Origin of the sequence: Litchfieldella qijiaojingensis (assembly GCF_014651875.1) — a bacterium.
Taxonomy (GTDB): Bacteria; Pseudomonadota; Gammaproteobacteria; order Pseudomonadales; family Halomonadaceae; genus Litchfieldella; species Litchfieldella qijiaojingensis.
In genome coordinates, this window is record NZ_BMXS01000001.1 from 251,968 (window position 1) to 271,408 (window position 19,441).

Annotated in this window: 18 protein-coding genes; 7 read left to right on the forward strand and 11 right to left on the reverse strand. The window is 59.3% G+C overall.

Features of this window, described 5'->3' with window-relative positions; translation table 11 throughout:
• Nucleotides 1-116: 116 nt before the first annotated feature.
• The 3 genes from IE093_RS01300 to IE093_RS01310 all read left to right on the forward strand — a co-directional run bounded on the left by IE093_RS01300 (nucleotide 117) and on the right by IE093_RS01310 (nucleotide 3,233).
• Nucleotides 117-1,208, forward strand: coding sequence for a TRAP transporter substrate-binding protein (locus IE093_RS01300; protein ID WP_189465235.1), 1,092 nt, complete (start codon nucleotides 117-119; stop codon nucleotides 1,206-1,208).
• Nucleotides 1,209-1,321: 113 nt separating this feature from the next.
• Nucleotides 1,322-1,861, forward strand: a complete 540-nt coding sequence (locus IE093_RS01305) for a TRAP transporter small permease subunit (RefSeq protein WP_189465239.1) — start codon at nucleotides 1,322-1,324, stop codon at nucleotides 1,859-1,861.
• Nucleotides 1,854-3,233, forward strand: coding sequence for a TRAP transporter large permease (locus IE093_RS01310; protein ID WP_189465241.1), 1,380 nt, complete (start codon nucleotides 1,854-1,856; stop codon nucleotides 3,231-3,233). Before IE093_RS01305 ends, IE093_RS01310 begins: the two co-directional genes overlap by 8 nt.
• Nucleotides 3,234-3,316: 83 nt before the next feature.
• Here IE093_RS01310 and IE093_RS01315 read toward each other — a convergent pair whose 3' ends face one another.
• Nucleotides 3,317-3,949, reverse strand: coding sequence for a helix-turn-helix domain-containing protein (locus IE093_RS01315; protein WP_189465244.1), 633 nt, complete (start codon nucleotides 3,947-3,949; stop codon nucleotides 3,317-3,319).
• Between the two features lie 173 nt (nucleotides 3,950-4,122).
• Nucleotides 4,123-5,058, reverse strand: coding sequence for a histone deacetylase family protein (locus IE093_RS01320; protein WP_189465247.1), 936 nt, complete (start codon nucleotides 5,056-5,058; stop codon nucleotides 4,123-4,125).
• Between the two features lie 106 nt (nucleotides 5,059-5,164).
• Here IE093_RS01320 and IE093_RS01325 point away from each other — a divergent pair, with 106 nt between their 5' ends.
• The 3 genes from IE093_RS01325 to IE093_RS01335 all read left to right on the forward strand — a co-directional run bounded on the left by IE093_RS01325 (nucleotide 5,165) and on the right by IE093_RS01335 (nucleotide 10,189).
• Entirely contained in the window at nucleotides 5,165-7,912 is a 2,748-nt protein-coding gene (locus IE093_RS01325) for a bifunctional acetate--CoA ligase family protein/GNAT family N-acetyltransferase (protein ID WP_189465249.1), read from the forward strand.
• A 232-nt stretch (nucleotides 7,913-8,144) separates the two neighbouring features.
• Nucleotides 8,145-9,347 carry a quaternary amine ABC transporter ATP-binding protein gene (locus IE093_RS01330; RefSeq protein ID WP_189465252.1) on the forward strand — a complete coding sequence of 401 codons (1,203 nt, stop codon included), beginning with the start codon at nucleotides 8,145-8,147 and terminating at the stop codon, nucleotides 9,345-9,347.
• Nucleotides 9,348-9,352: 5 nt separating this feature from the next.
• The gene (locus IE093_RS01335) at nucleotides 9,353-10,189 is read left to right on the forward strand and encodes an ABC transporter permease (protein ID WP_308427185.1); all 837 of its coding nucleotides are present in this window, start codon (nucleotides 9,353-9,355) and stop codon (nucleotides 10,187-10,189) included.
• Between the two features lie 109 nt (nucleotides 10,190-10,298).
• Here the strand turns inward: IE093_RS01335 and pdxH are convergent, their stop codons facing one another.
• The 5 genes from pdxH to IE093_RS01360 form a co-directional block, all read right to left on the reverse strand.
• Nucleotides 10,299-10,940: a pyridoxamine 5'-phosphate oxidase gene (gene pdxH / locus IE093_RS01340; protein ID WP_189465258.1), complete on the reverse strand. Its 642-nt coding sequence runs from the start codon at nucleotides 10,938-10,940 to the stop codon at nucleotides 10,299-10,301.
• 77 nt (nucleotides 10,941-11,017) lie between these two features.
• On the reverse strand, nucleotides 11,018-11,410 hold the full coding sequence (locus tag IE093_RS01345) for a DUF2069 domain-containing protein (protein WP_189465261.1): 393 nt from the start codon (nucleotides 11,408-11,410) through the stop codon (nucleotides 11,018-11,020).
• Nucleotides 11,410-12,030 (reverse strand): NAD(P)H:quinone oxidoreductase, encoded by a 621-nt coding sequence (gene wrbA / locus IE093_RS01350; RefSeq protein WP_189465264.1) that lies wholly within the window; start codon nucleotides 12,028-12,030, stop codon nucleotides 11,410-11,412. Before wrbA ends, IE093_RS01345 begins: the two co-directional genes overlap by 1 nt.
• Nucleotides 12,031-12,056: 26 nt before the next feature.
• Nucleotides 12,057-12,407, reverse strand: coding sequence for an arsenate reductase family protein (locus IE093_RS01355; protein ID WP_189465267.1), 351 nt, complete (start codon nucleotides 12,405-12,407; stop codon nucleotides 12,057-12,059).
• A 117-nt stretch (nucleotides 12,408-12,524) separates the two neighbouring features.
• The gene (locus IE093_RS01360) at nucleotides 12,525-12,938 is read right to left on the reverse strand and encodes a gamma-glutamylcyclotransferase family protein (protein ID WP_229803145.1); all 414 of its coding nucleotides are present in this window, start codon (nucleotides 12,936-12,938) and stop codon (nucleotides 12,525-12,527) included.
• A gap of 136 nt (nucleotides 12,939-13,074) precedes the next feature.
• On the opposite strand from IE093_RS01360, the gene smrA reads away from it, so the two are divergent.
• Nucleotides 13,075-13,659 (forward strand): DNA endonuclease SmrA, encoded by a 585-nt coding sequence (smrA, locus tag IE093_RS01365; protein ID WP_189465274.1) that lies wholly within the window; start codon nucleotides 13,075-13,077, stop codon nucleotides 13,657-13,659.
• 44 nt (nucleotides 13,660-13,703) lie between these two features.
• Here the strand turns inward: smrA and IE093_RS01370 are convergent, their stop codons facing one another.
• The 4 genes from IE093_RS01370 to IE093_RS01385 all read right to left on the reverse strand — a co-directional run bounded on the left by IE093_RS01370 (nucleotide 13,704) and on the right by IE093_RS01385 (nucleotide 19,427).
• Nucleotides 13,704-14,222, reverse strand: coding sequence for a DUF934 domain-containing protein (locus IE093_RS01370; protein ID WP_189465277.1), 519 nt, complete (start codon nucleotides 14,220-14,222; stop codon nucleotides 13,704-13,706).
• Nucleotides 14,215-15,867 carry a nitrite/sulfite reductase gene (locus IE093_RS01375; protein WP_189465279.1) on the reverse strand — a complete coding sequence of 551 codons (1,653 nt, stop codon included), beginning with the start codon at nucleotides 15,865-15,867 and terminating at the stop codon, nucleotides 14,215-14,217. The genes IE093_RS01370 and IE093_RS01375 overlap by 8 nt, the downstream gene beginning before the upstream one ends.
• Nucleotides 15,868-15,990: 123 nt before the next feature.
• Nucleotides 15,991-17,970: a putative bifunctional diguanylate cyclase/phosphodiesterase gene (locus IE093_RS01380; protein WP_189465281.1), complete on the reverse strand. Its 1,980-nt coding sequence runs from the start codon at nucleotides 17,968-17,970 to the stop codon at nucleotides 15,991-15,993.
• Between the two features lie 128 nt (nucleotides 17,971-18,098).
• Nucleotides 18,099-19,427, reverse strand: a complete 1,329-nt coding sequence (locus tag IE093_RS01385) for an MATE family efflux transporter (RefSeq protein ID WP_189465284.1) — start codon at nucleotides 19,425-19,427, stop codon at nucleotides 18,099-18,101.
• Nucleotides 19,428-19,441: the final 14 nt, after the last annotated feature.

Here is a 19,441-nt window from a genome sequence, read left to right on the forward strand (position 1 = left end):
CGGCTTGCGTAGTCCTACGAATATTGCTCACCGACGGCTTTCGCTACAGTGACCTCGCCTGTAGGGAAATGGTCGCAGGTAATGTGATAACGATAAATACGCTGAGGTTGCATATCATGACGAGAAAATGTCAGTTCTTGAAAAGGTGGGGAGTGAAAGCGTTGTGTACCGCTGTTGCGACGCTAGGCATTTCCGCGTCTGCGTTCGCTGACGGTGATCAGTCCTATCGATGGTCACTGGTGACATCATGGCCGAAGAACTTTCCCGGACTGGGGATTGCCCCGGAAAACTTCGCCAGTATGGTCGATGACATGTCCGGTGGCCGGTTAAAGATCCGTGTGTTCGGTGCCGGGGAAGTGGTACCGGGATTCGAAGTGTTCGATGCCGTTTCGAACGGTACCGCGCAAATGGGGCATAGTGGCTCCTACTACTGGAAGGGCAAGATTCCCGCGGCTCAGTTCTTTGCCGCCATTCCGTTTGGCATGACCGCAGCGGAAACTGACGGTTGGTTGCGCTATGGGGGAGGCATGGAGCTGTGGGAGGAGTTGTATCAGCCTCACGGGGTGATACCGCTGGCGGCCGGCTCCACAGGCACTCAGATGGGAGGATGGTTCAACAAGGAAATCAATTCCGTCGAGGACCTTCAGGGGCTGAAGATGCGTATCCCGGGCCTGGGGGGAGAAGTACTCAAACGTGCTGGTGGTGTTCCGGTGTCGTTGCCGGGCGGTGAAATCTTTACTGCGCTGCAGACCGGAGCCATCGATGCCGTCGAGTGGGTCGGCCCATACAATGATCGTGCATTCGGTCTGAACACGGCCGCCAAGTATTACTACTATCCGGGCTGGCATGAGCCAGGCAGCATGTTTGAGTTCATCGTCAATGAAGAGGCTTTCCAAGAACTTCCGCAAGACCTGCAAGCTATCGTTCGACAAGCGGCCAGGACTGCCAGCTATGACATGCTGGTGGAATACAACGCTCGCAACATCGAAGCCTTGAAGCAGTTGCAGGATTCCGGTGTCGAGTTGCGCCGATTCCCGGAAGATCTGCTCCAGCAGTTGCAAGTCTATTCCGATGAGGTGGTGCAGGAGTTGGCCGAGGAAGACCCGATGGCGGCCCGGATATACGAGTCCTATCGCGCCTATCAGCAAGGGGCGGCGGCTTATAACCAGGTGGCCGAGCAGGCTTATATCGAGACACGGGAACAGTAACTACCCGCACAAGTGGATAGTTGATGCGGGAGCATGGTTGGCTTGTAGGCCTGCTCCCCGTCAATTGTTTCGACTGTTGCCATTTATACCGTTATCACCCAGTAGGCCTGCGTATGTTACAGAGACTATGCGATATCATCGATGGTTTTACTGAAGTTACCGGCCGCGCCATTGCCTGGTTAATGTTGGCGATGATGGGGCTGATGTTCCTGGTAGTGGTGTTGCGCTACCTGTTCAGCACCGGCTCCATTGCCTTGCAGGAAAGCGTGATGTACCTGCATGCGACTCTGTTCATGGCCGCTTCCGCTTTCACCCTGAAACATGATGGCCATGTGCGGGTGGACATTTTCTACAGAGCCTTGTCTCCACGCGGGCAAGCAGCGGTCAACCTGTTCGGCACCCTATTCCTGCTGCTGCCGGTTTGTCTGTTCACCGGGTGGTTCTGCTTCGGTTACGTCGCCAAGTCCTGGTCGCTCATGGAGTCTTCGCCGGAGTCCGGTGGTCTGCCTCTGGTATATCTACTCAAGAGTTTGATGCTGGTACTGGTCGTTACCATGATCCTGCAGGGGATTGCCGAGCTGATCCGCAACGCGTTGATTCTTGTCGACCGGCGTTCAGTTCCTGTTGCGAAGGAGGGAGCGAGCCTTGGTTGAGTTCATTCCTTTCTTCATGTTCGGCGCGGTCTGCCTGGTGTTGTTGCTTGGCTATCCCGTGGCCTACTCCCTGGCGGGTACTGCCTTGCTGTTCGCTGGCGGAGGTATCGTCACCGATACGTTCGATCTGACGTTCCTGCACGCTCTGCCTAGTCGCATGTACGGCATCCTTACCAACCAGACACTGATAGCGGTTCCGCTGTTCGTGCTGATGGGTACGCTGCTGGAAAAGTCCAAGGTCGCCGAGAATCTGCTCAATAGCATGGCGCTGTTGTTCGGTCGCCTGCGTGGGGGGCTTGGGATCTCGGTAACGTTGGTCGGCATGTTGCTGGCTGCCAGCACCGGCATCGTAGGAGCCACGGTGGTCACCATGGGGCTACTATCGCTGCCTACCATGCTGAAGCGTGGTTACAGCCCAAGTCTGGCCACCGGATCCATCTGCGCCACCGGTACGCTGGGTCAGATCATTCCCCCCTCCATTGCGCTGGTATTGTTGGGAGACGTGCTTTCCAGTGCCTATCAGCAGGCCCAGCTGAATATGGGGCTTTTCTCCCCGAAGACCGTCTCGGTGGGCGACCTATTCGTTGGAGCGTTGATTCCGGGGTTGCTGCTGGTCCTGTGCTACGTGATCTATATCTCACTGGTAGCCTGGCTCAGGCCCGCGTCAGCACCGGCTCCGGATACCACCAATCCAGAGACGCAAGCCGGGAAAAGTGTTTCGTTCCTCGGTAGCTTAGTCCCCCCACTTTTGTTGATTCTGGCGGTGTTGGGTTCCATCCTCGCGGGGATTGCCACACCCACGGAAGCGGCTGGCGTCGGGGCGATGGGGGCTTTGCTGCTGGCACTTTCCCAGAGGCAGTTGAACAGGGAGAAGCTCCGCGAGGTCGTCATTTCAAGTACTCAGATCACCTGCATGGTGTTTCTGATATTGATCGGGGCGGCGCTGTTCTCGTTGGTGTTCCGGGGTTTTGGCGGTGACGAGCTGGTGCATGGCGTGTTCAAGGACATGCCCGGCGGAGTGTGGGGGGCCACCTTGATCGTGATGCTGGTGATCTTCCTGCTGGGATTCATTCTCGACTTCATCGAGATCACCTTCGTGGTAGTACCCATTGTCGCACCGGTGTTGCTCACCTTGGGGCTGGATCCGGTGTGGCTGGGTATCATGATCGCGATTAACCTTCAGACCTCTTTCCTCACGCCTCCATTCGGCTTTTCGCTGTTTTACTTGCGTGGAGTCGCGCCAGCGAGCGTGAAAACAACCGACATCTACAAGGGGGTGGCTCCTTTCATTCTGATTCAGTTGGCTATGTTGGTCGCGCTGGCGCTATGGCCCGCGCTGATTACCTGGTTGCCGGGGATGATGTCCGGATAAGACCGGCAACGAATCGGCCGGCATCTGCCGGCCGATTCGTTTCTCATCCAGGACATGCCAGTACCGCTGGCAAATGCGCCCAATCAGGTCGTGTCGCCGCGCGTGCACACCGAGAGGACCACGGCGTCTTCCTCGCTGACCGAAACCAAGGCATGGCCCATGTCGCTATCGAAGTAGATACTGTCGCCGCGTTCCAGCTTCAAAGGCTCGTAGAATTCGGTGTAGAGCAGAATCTCGCCATCGAGCACGATCAGGAACTCTTCGCCATCGTGGCGCACCCATTCGTTGAATTCTTCGAAGTGGCGTGCCCTGACGATGGTCTTGAACGGAATCATGCGTTTCTGGGCGAGCTGCCACGACAACAACTCGTGCTCGTAGGTCGGGGTAGGGTGCAACTGTCCCTCGCCAACGCGGGTAAGGTCGCGCCGACCCAAGGTGCGTGCCTGGGGCTTGGGGGGGCTGAGCAATTGCGGCAGGTCGATGCCCAGGCCGCCGATCAGCTTTTGTACCGCGCTGAAGGTTGGTGAAATCTGGTCATTCTCGATCTTCGACAGTGTCGAACGAGCCAGGCCGGTACGCTGGCTGACATCTTCCAATGTCCACTGGTTGGCGAGCCGGATTTCTTTGAGACGTTCTCCCAGCCGCAACGGCTCGACGAAGGCCTTGCGACCGGAGGCGATGCGTAGGGCGGCATCCTGATCGGTGGTGGCGGTCATGGGCGATTCACTATTGGAAACATTATTTCCTGATAGCTTACCACAAATCCCGCTGGCCAAGTGAGCGGACACGCGGTCCAATTGCTCAACCACGACACTTTGCCGAGTTCATGGCCTGGTACATGGCGACAATCGCTGGGAAAGTTGTTTCCCGAGGATGGGAAACAACTGACTCAGGTGGAGTAGGGCAGACCAAGCAGAGCCGTGACGTGAGCCTCGACACTACGCCCCAAGGCGTCGAGATCGTAACCGCCCTCGAGCACTGACACCAGGCGGTTGTCGGCGTACAGTGCGGCGATGTCCATGGCCAGTTGCGTGACCCAATAGTAGTCCGCTTCCTCCAGGCACAGCTCGGCCAATGGGTCGCTGCGGTGGGCGTCGAACCCGGCCGAAACGAGTACCAGGTCGGGCTTGAAGGCATGCAGAGCAGGCAGCCAGTCGTCTTCAACGGCACGACGGAACTCGTCGCTGCCGGTGCCTGCCGCCAGCGGCGTATTGATGATGTTGTGCCATTCGCTTCTGAGGTAACGCCAGGGATAGAAGGGAAACTGGAAGCTCGAGCAGACCAGCACGTTGGGGTCGCCCTTGAAGATGTCCACGGTACCGTTCCCCTGGTGGACGTCGAAGTCGAGGATGGCGACTCGTTCGGCGCCGTAATGGGCTCGGGCATGGGCGGCGCCGACGGCGACATTGTTGAAGAAGCAGAAGCCCATGGCGTCGGTGGCTTCTGCATGATGGCCCGGCGGGCGTACGGCGCAGAAGACGTTGTCGGCCTGGTGTCGGAAGACCTGGTCGACACCGCGCACCACGGCCCCCGCGGCCAGACGAGCTGCCGTGAAGGTATCGGGATTCATCAAGGTGTCGCTGTCCAGGGCAACGATGCCATGCTCTGGGACGCATTTGGCCAATGCCTTGATGTACCGTTCGGGGTGCACCCGGGCGATCTGCTCGTCGGTAGCGGGGTTGGCGTCCGTTTGCATGGTCTGTTGCAGGACCCCGGCCAGTGCCAGTCTGGCATGGATCGCCTCCAAGCGCTGTGGGCTTTCGGGATGTTTCGGTCCCATGTGGTGGCAGTGATAGTGGGGGTGCGTGATATAGGAGGTGATCATGACGGACTCCAGGCGACATGAAACGACCATAATGGTTGGTACCCCTTGCATGACAGTGTCAATAGGTCGTACACAGAGAGCACCATCCCCATGAGGAGGGCTAAGCTTGGGCACGCGATTCCTGCGCCATTTTTTCGAGCCACGCAGCCTGGCAGTGATCGGCGCTTCCGAGAAGCCTCATTCGATGGGCGGGTTGGTCATTCACAACCTTCAAGAGGCAGGGTTTCCCGGCCCGGTGTGGGCGGTCAACCCCAAGGGATATGGCAATGTCTTCGGGGAGCCTTGCGTCAGGAGAGTACGTGACCTGCCGGAAGTTCCCGATCTGGCGGTAATCTGTTCGCCGGTGGAAAGCGTGCCTCGACTGATCGAGCAGTTGGGGCGCTTTGGCGTCAAGGCCACCATGGTGCTTTCCGGTGGCGCGCATCTCGACGACCGTGGCAGCGATGGCGGCTCGATCCGCGAGCGCATGCTCAAGGCCGCCCGCCGCTCCGGTATTCGAGTGTTGGGACCGGAGTGCCTGGGGGTGGTCGTGCCGGGACGCAAGTTGAACGCCACTTACGCCAGCCAGCCGATCCGGCCTGGGCGCGTCGCCTACCTGGGGCAGTCGGGAATGCTGGGCAATGCCATGATCGACTGGGCGGCGGGGCGCGGCATCGGTTTCTCGCATCTCGTCACCCTCGGCGATAGCGTCGATGTGCTGCTGCCTGACCTGATCGACTATATCAATCAGTATGCACCGTCCCAAGCGATCCTGCTGCATCTGGAGCGGATCCACGACGCCCAGCATTTCATGACTGCGTTGCGCGAAGCGTCGCGCCATCGTCTGGTGTTGGCGATCAAGAGCGGCCGAACGCCTCAATCGGAGCTGTCGGGGCAGCCGCCGACCCCGGGTATCGCCAACCGCGATGTCATCTTCGACGCGGCCTTGGCCCGCGCCGGGGTGGTGCGGGTCGACGATTCCGACGAACTGTTCGATGCGCTGGAGACCCTGTCGCGGATGAAGCCGTTGCATGGCGACCGTCTGGCGATCGTTTCCAATGGTTTGGGACCGGCGATGTTGGCCATCGATAAGCTGGTCAGTGCGGGAGGGCGACTGGCGGAGTTCGATGAGTCCACACGCCAGGCGCTGCGCCAAGGAGATTTCGATATGACTCTGCCGGGCCGCAACCCGGTGGACCTGGGTGGCAATGCCACTCCGGAAAGAATGGTCGACGCGCTGGAGATCGTGGCGGCCGATGCCAATGTGGACGCTGTGTTGGTAGTACATGCCCCGACGCGCCTGGCGCCTTCCAAGGCCACCGCCCAGGCCATCGTCGCTAATCGCAAGCGTTTCAAGCGCAACCTGCTGACTAGTTGGATGGGGCTGGAAGAAGCGCTGTCGGCGCGCCACGAGAGTCACCTGGCGGGCATCCCGACCTATATTTCACCGGAGAAAGCGGTCAAGGCCTTCATGCACATGGTCGATTACCAGCGCGTGCAGGCACTATTGCAGGAAACGCCGCCGAGCTTACCGTTCACCGCCTCGCCCGAGATTCGCGCGCGTTGCCGGACGTTGATCGAACAGGCCAAGGAGTGGGGTCGCGAGTGTCTCGTGCACTCGGAAACCGCCCAGGTGCTCAAGGCCTACGGGATACCCGTGGCACCCAGCCGGTACTGCTCGACCCCGTTGGAGGGTGCCCGGGTGGCGGCCGATTTCAACGAGCGTATGGCGCTGAAAGTGGTGCACGACCACAATTGTGTGCCGTATCGCTATCGCCGACATCCACACAAGCTTTCTTCTGGTTTGTTGCAGGACTTGGAAACGCCCGAGCAGGTGGCCGAAGGCGTTCGTCGCCTGGGCGCGAAAGTGAACGAGAAATTCCCCGACATCCCCATTCGCGAGTACTGTCTGCAGCCCATGCAGCGTGGCAAGCACTCGATGCAACTCTGCGCGGGCGTGACGCGTGACGCCGTATTTGGCCCGGTCATCGTGTTCGGTATCGGTGGCTACAAGGTGAATGTGCTCGCCGACCGGCACGTAGCATTGCCCCCTCTCAACATGACACTGGCCGACGACCTGGTGTCACGCACCCATGCGGCGAAACTGATTCGCGAGCACTCACGTGACCCACAGCGCGATATCCAGCAACTATGTCAGCTGCTGGTCAAGCTGTCGCAGATGGCTTCGGACCTGCCGGAGATGAAAGGGCTCGAACTCAACCCTCTGCTGCTCAATCGCGATGGCCTGTTGGCGGTGGATTTCGCCATGGATCTAGGGACGCCGGCTCGTCATGCGATCATGCCGTACCCCGAGGAGCTGCGTGAATGGGTGACTCTTGGCAATGGCATGCGGGTCGAGATACGCCCGATTCGTGCCGAGGATGCGCCCCTGATCACCAACTTCCATACCCAGCTTTCCGAGGAAAGCATCCGCTTTCGCTATTTCCACCACAAGGCCGACCTCTCCAAGCGCGACTTGTCGATGCTGGCGCATATCAATTATGACCGTCAGATGGCCTTCATCGCCGAGCATCACCGCGATGATGGCGCCAAGGAGATGCTCGGCGTGGTGCGGGTATGGAATGACCCGGACAACATTCGCACCGAATTCTCGGTGATCATCCGTGACGACCTGCATGGCCAGGGTCTTGGCAGTGTGCTGATGAACAAGATGATTCGTTATTGCAAGAGCGTCGGAACCCTGGAGATGGTCGGCAAGGTGATGGTCGACAATCACCCCATGCGGGCATTGCTGAAGCATCTTGGTTTCCGCCAGCGCTACAACATGGAAGAGCAGGTGGTGGACGCCAATCTGCGTCTCAACGAGCCAAGTACCGAATGGCAACGGCATCGTCTGGAAAGTCTGCCGGACTGAATTTGCCGGCGATGGCTTGATATCGACGTCCCTGCGGTTACCCTGTCATGCTTGGTTCCGGGAAATTGAACCGTTGATCAATCATCAGACCTTCTGATTTGAGGGCCTATCAATAAGTATGTATGATAATTAGCAACTATAATCCACTGTTATGGCAAGGGCGCGAAAACATGGCGGCAAGCTATGCTGCGGTGCTGTCGCGCGTGAAGCCGGCATCCAACAGGCACAGCCGATGAGCGAAACACGACCCGTCAAGATCAAGGTGCGCGGCCTGAGCAAGGTTTTCGGCAGTCAGCCGAAAAAAGCACTCGAACTGCGCGACCAGGGGCTGAAACGCTCCGCCATCCTCGATAAGACCAGCCAGACCTTGGGTCTGTCCAATATCGGCTTCGATGTCTATGAAGGCGAGTTGTTGGTGATCATGGGACTATCCGGGTCGGGCAAATCGACCTTGATCCGTTGTCTCAACCGGCTGATCGAGCCGAGCGAAGGCGAAATCGTGATCGATGGCGAAAATATTCCCGAATTGAGCGACAAGTCGCTGCTGGAGTGTCGGCGGCGCCATTTTTCGATGGTCTTCCAGAACTTCGCGCTGTTTCCCCACCGCACCGTACAGCAGAATGCCGAGTATGGTCTGGAGATCCGCAATGTCGATAAGGACGAGCGTCGCCAAGCGGCACGGAATGCCCTGAAGCAGGTGGGACTGGAGGGATGGGAGGATGCCTATCCCAATCAGTTGTCCGGTGGCATGCAGCAACGCGTCGGCTTGGCGCGTGCGTTGGCCAACGATTCCAGCGTGTTGCTGATGGACGAGGCCTTTTCGGCACTCGACCCCCTGATTCGCAAGGATATGCAGCAGGAGCTGCTGGAACTGCAACACCGCATGAAGAAGACCACGGTCTTCATCACCCATGATCTGGACGAGGCGCTGAGCATCGGCGACCGGATCATCCTGCTCAAGGATGGTGAGATCGTGCAGATCGGTACTCCCGAGGAGATCCTGACCGCCCCGGCCGATGAGTATGTGGAACGCTTCATCGAAGGGGTGGACATGTCGCGTATCCTGACCGCGCGCAGCGCCATGCGACCGGTGCGTGCCACCGCTAGGGAAGACGATGGTCCGCGGACCGTGCTGCGCAAGATGAGCGAGAACGGGCTCGATTCCATCTATGTCACCAACCGCGAACGTCGCTTGTTGGGTCTGGTAGAGGGGGAGGTCGCCGATCGCGCCGTCAAGGACGGCCAACAAGGCATCGCAAGTCTGATACATCAGGACTTTCCCTGCGTGAGTCCCGACGAGCCCCTGCACAATCTGTTTGCCATGTTCAGCGGCAAGAGCTTCCCTATCGCCGTGGTGGATTACGACAAGCGCCTGTTGGGCGTGGTGGTCAAGGGAGCCGTGCTGGCACAACTGGCCGAATCAGGAGAACACTGATGGCGATCGAATTTCCCCGTATACCGCTGGGACAGTGGATCGAAGGTGGGCTGAACTGGCTGACCTCGGAGTATTCCATGGTCACCCGTGGCATTTCACGCTTTACCCAGACCGGTATCAACGGCCTCAACGAGGGGCTCATGTGGTTGCCCGAATGGGCGCTGATGGCGGTCATCGCCATGTTGTGCTGGCGCATGGCCGGCATGCGGCTGGCCATCGGGGCCGTAGCGGGGTTGGCGCTGATCTGGAACCTCGGCTTGTGGAATCCCATGATCGAGTCGCTGACCCTGGTGGTCATCGCGACCCTCGTGGCAGTGGTGATCGCCTTACCGGTAGGGATTGCTGCCGCGCTTTCCGAGCGCCTGTATCGCACGATCATGCCGGTATTGGATTTCATGCAGACCATGCCGGCCTTCGTCTATCTGATTCCGGCGATCCCGTTCTTCGGCATTGGCTCGGTATCGGCAATTTTCGCCACGGTGATCTTCTCGATGCCCCCGGCGATTCGCTTCACTACCTTGGGTATTCGGCAGGTGCCCAAGGAACTGATCGAAGCCGCCGATGCATTCGGATCCACTCGTCGCCAGAAACTGCTCAAGGTGCAATTGCCCTTGTCCCTTCCGACCATCATGGCGGGGATCAACCAAACCATCATGCTGGCACTGTCGATGGTGGTGATCGCGGCCATGATCGGCGCCGATGGCTTGGGCAACGAAGTGTGGCGTGCCATACAGCGCTTGCGCCCCGGCGATGGCTTCGAAGCGGGGATCGCGGTGGTCATCCTGGCGATGCTGCTGGACCGCCTGACTCAGTCGTTCCGCAAGGAAAGGAAACAATCATAACGGAGAAGGCATGCCTCGAGGGCGAGGCGGATAAATACATGTCGATAGCCAGCCGCTGATACGCAAGACGCCCGGCACCAGCCGGGCGTCTTGCGTTTCGGGAGCCGCTTCAAGGGGCGAGGCGAACCTTGGCCCAGTGGCCTTCACGGAGTTCGTAACGAATACGATCGTGCAGTCGGTTGGGCTGACCTTGCCAGAATTCGACCATCTCCGGTATGACCCGATACCCTCCCCAGTGTGCAGGGCGATCGATCTCCTGACCTTCATAGAGCTGCTCGAAGCGTCTCTTGCGCTCCTCGATCCAGATTCGGTCGGGAATTTCGACGCTTTGAGTGGCGATCCAAGCGCCCAACTGACTGCCACGGGGGCGGCTGGCGAAATAACGGTCGGACTCTTCCTCGGAGACCAGCTCCACGCTTCCTTCGATCCTGACCTGGCGATCGAGCGAGGGCCACCAGAACACCAGAGCGGCGTGGGGAACGTTGGCCAGCTCACTGCCCTTGTGGCTCTGGTAGTTGGTGTAGAATACCAATTCGCCGTGGTCGACTCCCTTGAGCAGGACGATGCGTGCATGGGGCAGCCCCTGACTGTCGACGGTGGCAAGCGTCATGGCATTGCCATCGTCTCCCTCCGCCTCCAGTGCCAGGGCCAGCCATTCATCGAACAGTGTCATCGGCGTATCCGGGGTATTGGACTCGTCCAGAGTGCCCCCTTCGTAGTCACGCCGAATCTCGGCAATATCACGTGTCATGGCAATCTCCCTGGAGTTTTTCTACATCTTCGCCGTTGATGGGGTTAGGCTCAACACCCAACGGATATTTGGTGGAATTATTGGCGTTGCTGGCGACTGCGAAAACGGGCATAGCACATGCTGCCGATGAATAAGGCCAGCGAGGCCACGATCTCCAGCATGCCGAGCAAAGTCTGGCCAGGAAGGGTGGCGATCATCACTCCCTGCATGAAATACAGCAAGCTGACGAAGGCCAGCCACGCATGGCCGCGTGGGCGCTGGGCAATAATCGAAGGCAGGAACAGGATCAGCGGTAGCACTCTGAGTAAAATGGGAGCCATGCCGTTTTCTCCGCTCCCTTGCATCATCAGTCCACCGTAACTCAGTAGCGCGAGCAAGGCGATATAACTTCCCAGCACGAGCCGGCGCGATGATCGCGACAGGGTATCCAGCCCATGGCGCTCTTCCAGGCGTTCGAACAGTTGGCGCATCAATGAGCCTCGTGCAAGGTATTCAGGGCTATGGATAATTTCGCCAATCGACGGCCTTGGGCGAAGGCCAACTGACGTTCATCGTCATCCAAGGGGCGATCGCTACGCAATCCAGCCAGGTGACTGGTGCCATAGGGCGTACCACCGCTGCGTGTCGTGAACAAGGTAGTCTCGCTGTAAGGCAGACCAGCATAGACCATGCCATGGTGGAGCAGGGGTATCAGCATGCTCAGCAGGGTGCTTTCCTGACCGCCATGCAGGCTGGAGGTCGAAGTGAAGGCGGTCGCAGGACGGTCGACCAGGCTGCCGTTCATCCATAGCTCGCTGGTGCCATCGAGAAAGTACTTGAGTGGTGCTGCCATGTTGCCGAAGCGGGTCGGACTGCCCAGTGCCAGTCCGGCGCAATGGCGCAGATCTTCCAGACTGGCATATATCGCCCCTTCAGCGGGAATCTCCGGTGCCACTGCCTCACAAGTCGGGGAAACGGCGGGGACCGTACGCAGACGAGCATTGATGCCAGGTATGGACTCGACGCCGGCGGCAAGGCGTTCGGCCATGGCGCGAGTCGCACCATGTCGCGAATAATAAAGGATCAGGACATAAGGAAGGTCGGCGGTCATGAAGACTCCAGCAGAGGGGGGCGATGTCAGTCGGTGAGCAATGACAGGATCGCCTCGGGAGGGCGGCCAACGATCGCACGATCGCCGCGATCGAGGATGGGCCGCTGCATCAGCTTGGGATACTCGGCAATGGCGGCCAGTACTCCCTGAGGGTCATCCGGGGACACGTTCAGAGTCTTCCACTCGGCTTCGGACGTGCGCAGCAACTGCTGGAGGCCGCCATCGAGGCGCTGCAGCAGGGTTTCCAGTGCCGGCAAGTCGAGAGGGGTTTCGAGATAACGGTGTACCTGGAATTCAACCCCCTGCGCTTCGAGCAATGCAAGCGCTTGGCGTGACTTGGAGCAGCGCGGATTATGGTAGAGCGTCAATCTTGTCATGGCGTTTCGGTTTACCGGGAAATCAACAGATTAGCGTATTGTAGAGTTGGCTGTATCGGCTAACAACTCGCATTGAGTATTTATACCGTTATCTCTTTCCGCGCCAATACATCAAGATCAGAGTCGTCGATAAACCCATGCTTCACGTCCATCGGCCAATGTCATCAGTACACGCTCGTAACGGAGCCCCAGCCGCTCATAACGATCCAGACGTGACAACTCTTCGGCATCGACATGCAACAGCAAGCCGTTGACACTTTCTCCGGGCGCTTCGGCGAGATCCAGGGCATTGCGACGAAAGCCTTCGAGGGTCGCGGGTTCGGGATCTCCCGCTCTCCCATAGACGAGCCAGCGAACGAACGGATAGCGTAGTGTCCCGTAGACGAAGACTTGGTGTTCACCGCTTTGAATGTCAGGCAACCACTCAGGGCGATCGTAAGTGAAGGGGCTCAGCAGCGTCAGCCATAGATAGCCGATCAGTGCCACAGTAGTGCCTGCGGTGCCGAGCAACACATAGCGGAGATGGGGCACGATCAAGGCTCCTGAGTGACGAGGGCGATCGTAACATGGTGTCACGGCTGCCATGGGTTCGCCCAGTCATCGCCGGTTGTGGAGGAACGGTGGTTTGGTACCATGACGATGGTTAGCGATCCGGGAGGGCTGCGCCATGTCCCAGGATGATGTGGATTTTCAAGACTTGATGGGCGACGTCACCCCCTTGTCCCGGGGACGAAACAAGGCTGACCTTTCTCGGCAGCGGCCCAATACACCTTCCGAAGCGCAGTTGGCACGCCGTGAGAACGCCTTGGCCAGCGAAGACGACAACTTCCTGTCCGACGATTTCGTCGAGTTGGTCGGTCCCTACGATCCTCTCGAATATCGCCGTGATGGCATTCAGACGGGGGTGTTGGAACGGCTTCGCCATGGCGGCTATGCCCCGGAGGCTCGCCTGCACCTGCTCAAGCGACCACTCGCCGAATGCCGACGGGAGTTGTTTCCCTTCATTCGTGAGGCTCACGAACACGAGCTGCGTTGCGTGCTCGTCGTTCATGGGCGTGGCCGGGAGGTCGACAGTCCTCCCAACGTGCTGCGTTCCTATCTGGCCAAGTGGCTATGCCAGTTCGACGAGGTTCAGGCCTACGCTTCGGCACAGCCGGCGCATGGTGGATTGGGGGCCACCTATGTGATGCTCAAGAAGTCCGAGCGAGCGCGGGCACGCAATCGCGAACGGCAACAGAAGCGACGTGGCTGACGCCCGGCACAAGGCCGGGGTCATGTACGGAAGGATCGAATGAATCAGCTACGACCGGATTCGCGTAGGCGACGTTCGAACAGTGCTTCCTTGACGTCCACTCCTGGCTGGTAGCTGACACTGAAGGCTCCCAACGCGCGCAACGCATCGTCGAGATGTTGGTCCTCGCGTAGCGCCAGAGCATCGAAGCCACAACGGCTCATGTAGTAGAGCTGATCGACCAGCACGTCACCGATAGCGCGAATCTCGCCTTGATATCCATGGCGCTCGCGCAGCAACCGAGCCAGCGTATAGCCCCGACCATCGGTAAAGGCCGGGAAGTCGATGGCGATCAGCGGAGCATGGGTCAGGCTCTTGGCGAGATCACCGGTCAGCTCGGTGTCGCTCGGCAACCAAGGAGCCAGCTCACCGTCGCTGCTGTGTTCGAGCCAAAGGCTTAGTGGGACGATTACCGGGCGCGCCCGCGGCAGGGCATCATCAATGCGCGAAAGCGCCCAGGTGTTCTCTTCGGGTTGGCCCAGCTTGATCAAGGTCTGGGCGTGCTCGAGTTGACTGTCAGGCATAGACCCGCTCCTTGAAGGGTTTCAAGCCGATGCGGCGATAGGTGTCGAGGAAGCGCTCGTCGTCGTGTCGTTGCTCGACATAGACCTGGAGCACCTTTTCGATCACGTCCGGGACGTCTTCACGATAGAAGGAGGGGCCAAGGATCTTGCCCAGCGAGGCATCGTCGGTGGAATTGCCGCCCAACGAGACCTGATAGTATTCCTCGCCTTTCTTGTCGACGCCGAGAATGCCGATATGGCCCACATGGTGGTGTCCGCAAGCGTTCATGCAGCCGGAAATATTCAAGTCCAGCGGGCCGAGATCGTAGAGGAAGTCGAGATTCTCGAAACGCTCCTGTAGCGCCTGGGCGATGGGTATCGATACCGCGTTGGCGAGGCTGCAGTAATCACCGCCGGGGCAGCAGATGATGTCGTTGAGCGTGCCGACCGTAGGGTTGGCCATACCTAGCGAATCGAGCTCCTGCCACAGGGCCTCGAGCTGGTCGACGGGCACGTCGGAAAGCACCAGGTTCTGCTCGTGAGTGACGCGTATCTCTCCGAAGCTGTATTGATCGGCAAGGTCGGCGACTGCTTCCATCTGATCTGCCGTGACGTCGCCTGGGGCATGTTCGCGCCGCTTGAGCGACAGGGTCACGGCCTTGTAGCCAGGCACCTTGTGGTCGGTGACATTGTTGGTTACGAAGCGTGCAAAGGCGCGGTTATCAGCGCGCAGGCGATCGAAGACTTCGATCGCCTGTTCAGGCACCGGCCGGCGTTCGGGTTCGGGGAAGTGGGCTCGTGCGGCGTCCACGGCGGCATGGGTCAACGTTTGCGGGCCGTCCTTGAGATGGGCCCACTCAGCCTCGACTCGACGCCGGTACTCATCGATGCCCAGTGCCTTGACCAGGATCTTGATGCGCGCCTTGAACTTGTTGTCGCGGCGGCCGAACTGGTTGTAGACCCGGACGCAGGCTTCCAGGTAAGTCAGCAGGTGCTGCCAGGGCAAGTCCTCGCGCACCACGTCGCCTATCATCGGCGTGCGCCCCAGGCCTCCCCCTGCCAGAACCTTGACCTTGAGCTCACCGTTGTCGTCGTGCCACAACCGCAGTCCGATGTCATGTACCTGAATGGCGGCACGGTCCTGCTTGGCACCACTCACTGCGATCTTGAACTTACGCGGCAGATAGGCGAATTCCGGATGCAAGGTCGACCACTGACGGATCAGTTCGCACCACGGGCGTGGGTCCTCGATCTCATCCTTGGCGATACCGGAGAACTGATCGCTGGTGGTATTGCGGATGCAGTTGCCACTGGTCTGGATCGCATGCATCTGCACCTTCGCCAATTCACCGAGAATGTCTGGGACATCCTCCAGCGCCGGCCAGTTCAGCTGCAGGTTCTGGCGGGTACTGAAGTGGCCGTAGCCCCGGTCGTAGCGGCGCGTGATGGCTGCCAGTGCGCGAAGCTGCTGGCTCGATAGCATGCCGTAGGGAATGGCAATGCGCAGCATGGGCGCATGTTTCTGAATATAGAGACCATTCTGCAGGCGCAGCGGTCGGAATTCGTCTTCTCCCAGGCGCCCGGCCAGATAGCGATCCATCTGATCACGGAATTGGGCAACGCGTTCATCGACGAGCGTCTGGTCGTAGGTGTCGTACCGATACATTCAGGCGTGTCCTGCTAGTCAGGGCGAATGAAGGAAATAGGCCGAGATAGGACCTTACTCCTCTTTGTTTATTCTATGAAAGAATAAATGATCATAGAATTTTATTAAAGGGTTATTAGAACGTCAGGGAGGTGCCGGGCAGTCGATCCCATTCGTCATGCGAGCCTGAAAATGTTCCAGGGACATGGGCTTTCCGAAATGATAACCCTGCAGGTAGTCGGCGCCGAGATGCCAGCACTTATCGGCTTGGTCGGATGACTCGACCCCCTCCACGGTGACGGCGAGGTCAAGGGCATGTCCCATTTCGACGATAGCGCCGACCAACAAGGTGTGCTCTTGATTATGGGTTAGTTCACGAACGAAACTGCGATCGACCTTGATGGTATCGAAGGGCAGGTGTTGCAGATAACTGAGCGAGGAGAAGCCGGTACCGAAATCATCGAGGGCGAGTCGACAACCGAGCGATCGAATGGCATGGAACTGGTCGAGAATCGCCTGACTGGATTCCAGCATCAGGTTCTCGGTGACTTCGAGAATGATACGGTCGGCGGGGACAGCGTGGCGGGCTAGCGTATCGGTCAGTCGCTCGACCAACCCTCCGTCATGGAATTCCCGCACCGAGATATTGAAGGACAGCGTCAGGTGCCGATGCCCCTGTTCATGGATGGCGGCCAACCAGCTCAGGCCTCGCTCGAGTACCCATTGCCCTATGGGGATGATCAAGCCGGATTCCTCGGCCACGGGGATGAAGGTCTGGGGTGAAAGTTCGCCGCGGGTGGGGTGCTCGATACGTACCAGCGTCTCGGCCCCACTGATGGTCGTTCCATCACGAGCGACGATGGGTTGAAGTGCCAGACGCAGACCGTCGTGATGCAGTGCGTGATGCAGGTCGCGTTCCAGGGCAATCATCTCGCTGGCCGGGAGCCGCGCTGTGGTGGGACGATAAAGACGGTAATCGCCACGCCCGTGTTCCTTGCCTTGGTGCAGGGCCTGTTCCACGCACTTGAGAAGGCTTTCCGATGTATCGGCGTGCAGTGGAAAGAGTGCGCCACCGATGCTGAAGGCCATGAACAACTCCTCGCCGAACACCGGCATGGGAGCGCGCATTTCTCGCTGCAGACGGCGTACTTCCTGCGCTAGGCGAGGGATGTCGGCGTCGGCGTATACGAGGGCGAACTCATCGCCGCCGAGACGCGCCGGCGGAAGTGCGGTACGGCCTTCGGAAATACCGGTGAGGCGTTGCGCGACATCGCGCAACACCCCGTTCCCCGTATCCTGGCCGAAGCTCTCGTTGATCCAGCGGAAGTGGTTGATGTCCAGGTGCAGGATACCCAAGGAGCGCCCTGGGTTGGTCTCGAGCCACGTGCAAAGGGCCTCCTGGAAGCCGATGCGATTGGGTAGCGAGGTCAAGCTGTCGCGTCGTGCTTGCTGGGCAATTTCATAATGGGCCTGGTCGAGTTGTTCACCCAGTGCATTGAAGGCTTTCAATGCCTGTCCGACTTCGCCGGGCGCCTGTGTGGCCACCGGCGAAAACCCTTGTCCGGCACGTAGCGCCCGCAGGGTGTCGAGGATCGCGTTGAGCGGGGCGATCACATGCCGACGGTTGAAGCCCAGCGTCCACCAGGAAACGGCAACAACCATCAAGCCCACGGCCAACAGGGTGTAGAGCACCGACCACAGGATCTGAGTGGCCAGTCGCTGACGCGTGAACGCCAGCTCGATGCTGCCGACGACGCGTCGGTTATGCGCATCCTCGAAGACGATCGGTTCGGAGTGTACCTGCAAGCCACCAAGCCGGTGATTGTCGTGTCGCGCGTGCAGCAAACCGCCATCGCTGTCGTGGATCGAGACTCTGGCCACATCCGGATCGGCCAGCAAGGTGTCGACGAGGTTGGTGATACTTTCCTCGTCGAACTGCGACACGGGGGATGCCAGCAAGGTGGCCCCGATATGCAACAATTCGACTTCCTTGCGCGCCAGTTCTGCTTCGAAACGGTATTGCAGATGCCAGGCATTGATCAGGCCTAGCAACAAGCTGACCACAAGCCCCAACGGAATGATGCGTTGCAGGAACAGGCGATTCAAAGAGGGGTGGCGGCTCATCGGTCGTTCTCCGCCGGTACCTGCCAAAAGTGCGTGAATAGCGGTCTCAGCACTGAATTCGGCAGGTACACGACAGGCAGGGGCATGGCAACGGTCTCCTGAGTGACCAAGGAGGCGAGACTGATACGTTAGAGTACCAGACGTTGCCAGCGACGGCGCTGCCAAATCACCGCGAACCACAAGGAGTTCAGACATCGATACCCCAACTGGATCCACCAGATTCCGATCAGCCCATGATCCAGCACGACGCCGACCCACCAGGCCAATGGTAGGAAGACCAGCCACTGCATGGTCAGCGTCGTGGTCATGACGGTACGATTGGCACCGGCCCCGAGAAGTGCCTGACCGAGTACCAGAGCGGCGGCATCGAGCACGATCATCACGGCGGTGAGCTGTAGGGGGATCCGCCCCATCTCGATCAGGTCGGTATCATGCAGGAACAGGCCGAGGACCAAGTCGGGAATGAACATCATTGGCAGAGCCAACAGCCCTAGGCAAGCCCAGGCCACGCGCACCACCTCCCAGCCCCAACGATGGGCATCGCCATGCGCGTCGCGCCCCATCGCCTGTCCTACCAGGCTCATGGCGGCAAGACCCAGACCGACACCAGGCAGGATCAGGAACAGCGACAGGTTGACCAGTACATGTCCCACCGCCACGCTGGCGGTATCGAGTTGCCCCAGTATCCAGAACAGCACGGCGTATCCAGCAGCGAACCAGGTCTGCTGAAAGGAATGAGGGGCTGCCAGCTTCAGGGTGGTGACGAAGGTCTCGCGGCGGGGCAGGCGCATCAGAAAGCCGCTGCTGGCCGCACCCTTGATACTGAATAGCGACCAGATGGCAAGCCCCACGAACAACGACAAGGTTGTGCCGGCACCAGCTCCCGCGGCACCCATCTCCGGCAGGCCGACATAGCCGAAGATCAGGCCGATGCTGGCCAGGACGTTGATAACGTGCATGACCAGGATGATGCGCAGATAGACGCCAGTTTGCTGAATGCCATTCCAATAACCGCGAAAGCAGAAGATCATCGCTACGGGAATCAGTCCGGCAACACGCCAGCGAAAATACTCGACCGCTACCTGGTTGACCCCCAGGTTCTGATTGATCAGCCACATCAACCGTGGTGCTTGCCATAGGCATAACACCATCAGCGGCAGTGCCACTGCGAAAGCAATTATCAGCCCGGCGTTCAAAGCGACTGCCCGGCGGTGCCAGGCCTGTTCCCCGTGGCGCCTTGCGGTCTGTGCCTGCACTCCCGACGACAGTCCGAAGACCATGGCGGTGATCAAGAACATGGCATAGCTGCCTATTCCCACGCCTGCCAGAGCGATTTCGCCCAGTGAGCCAACCAGTGCGGCATCGACCAGGTTGAGCAGGCTCTGGGAGAGCATGCCGGCGATGATCGGCAAAGCCAGTTTCAGGATGATGTCGCGGCGAGAGCGCTCAGGCAGCATGCCGTGTTCCAGTA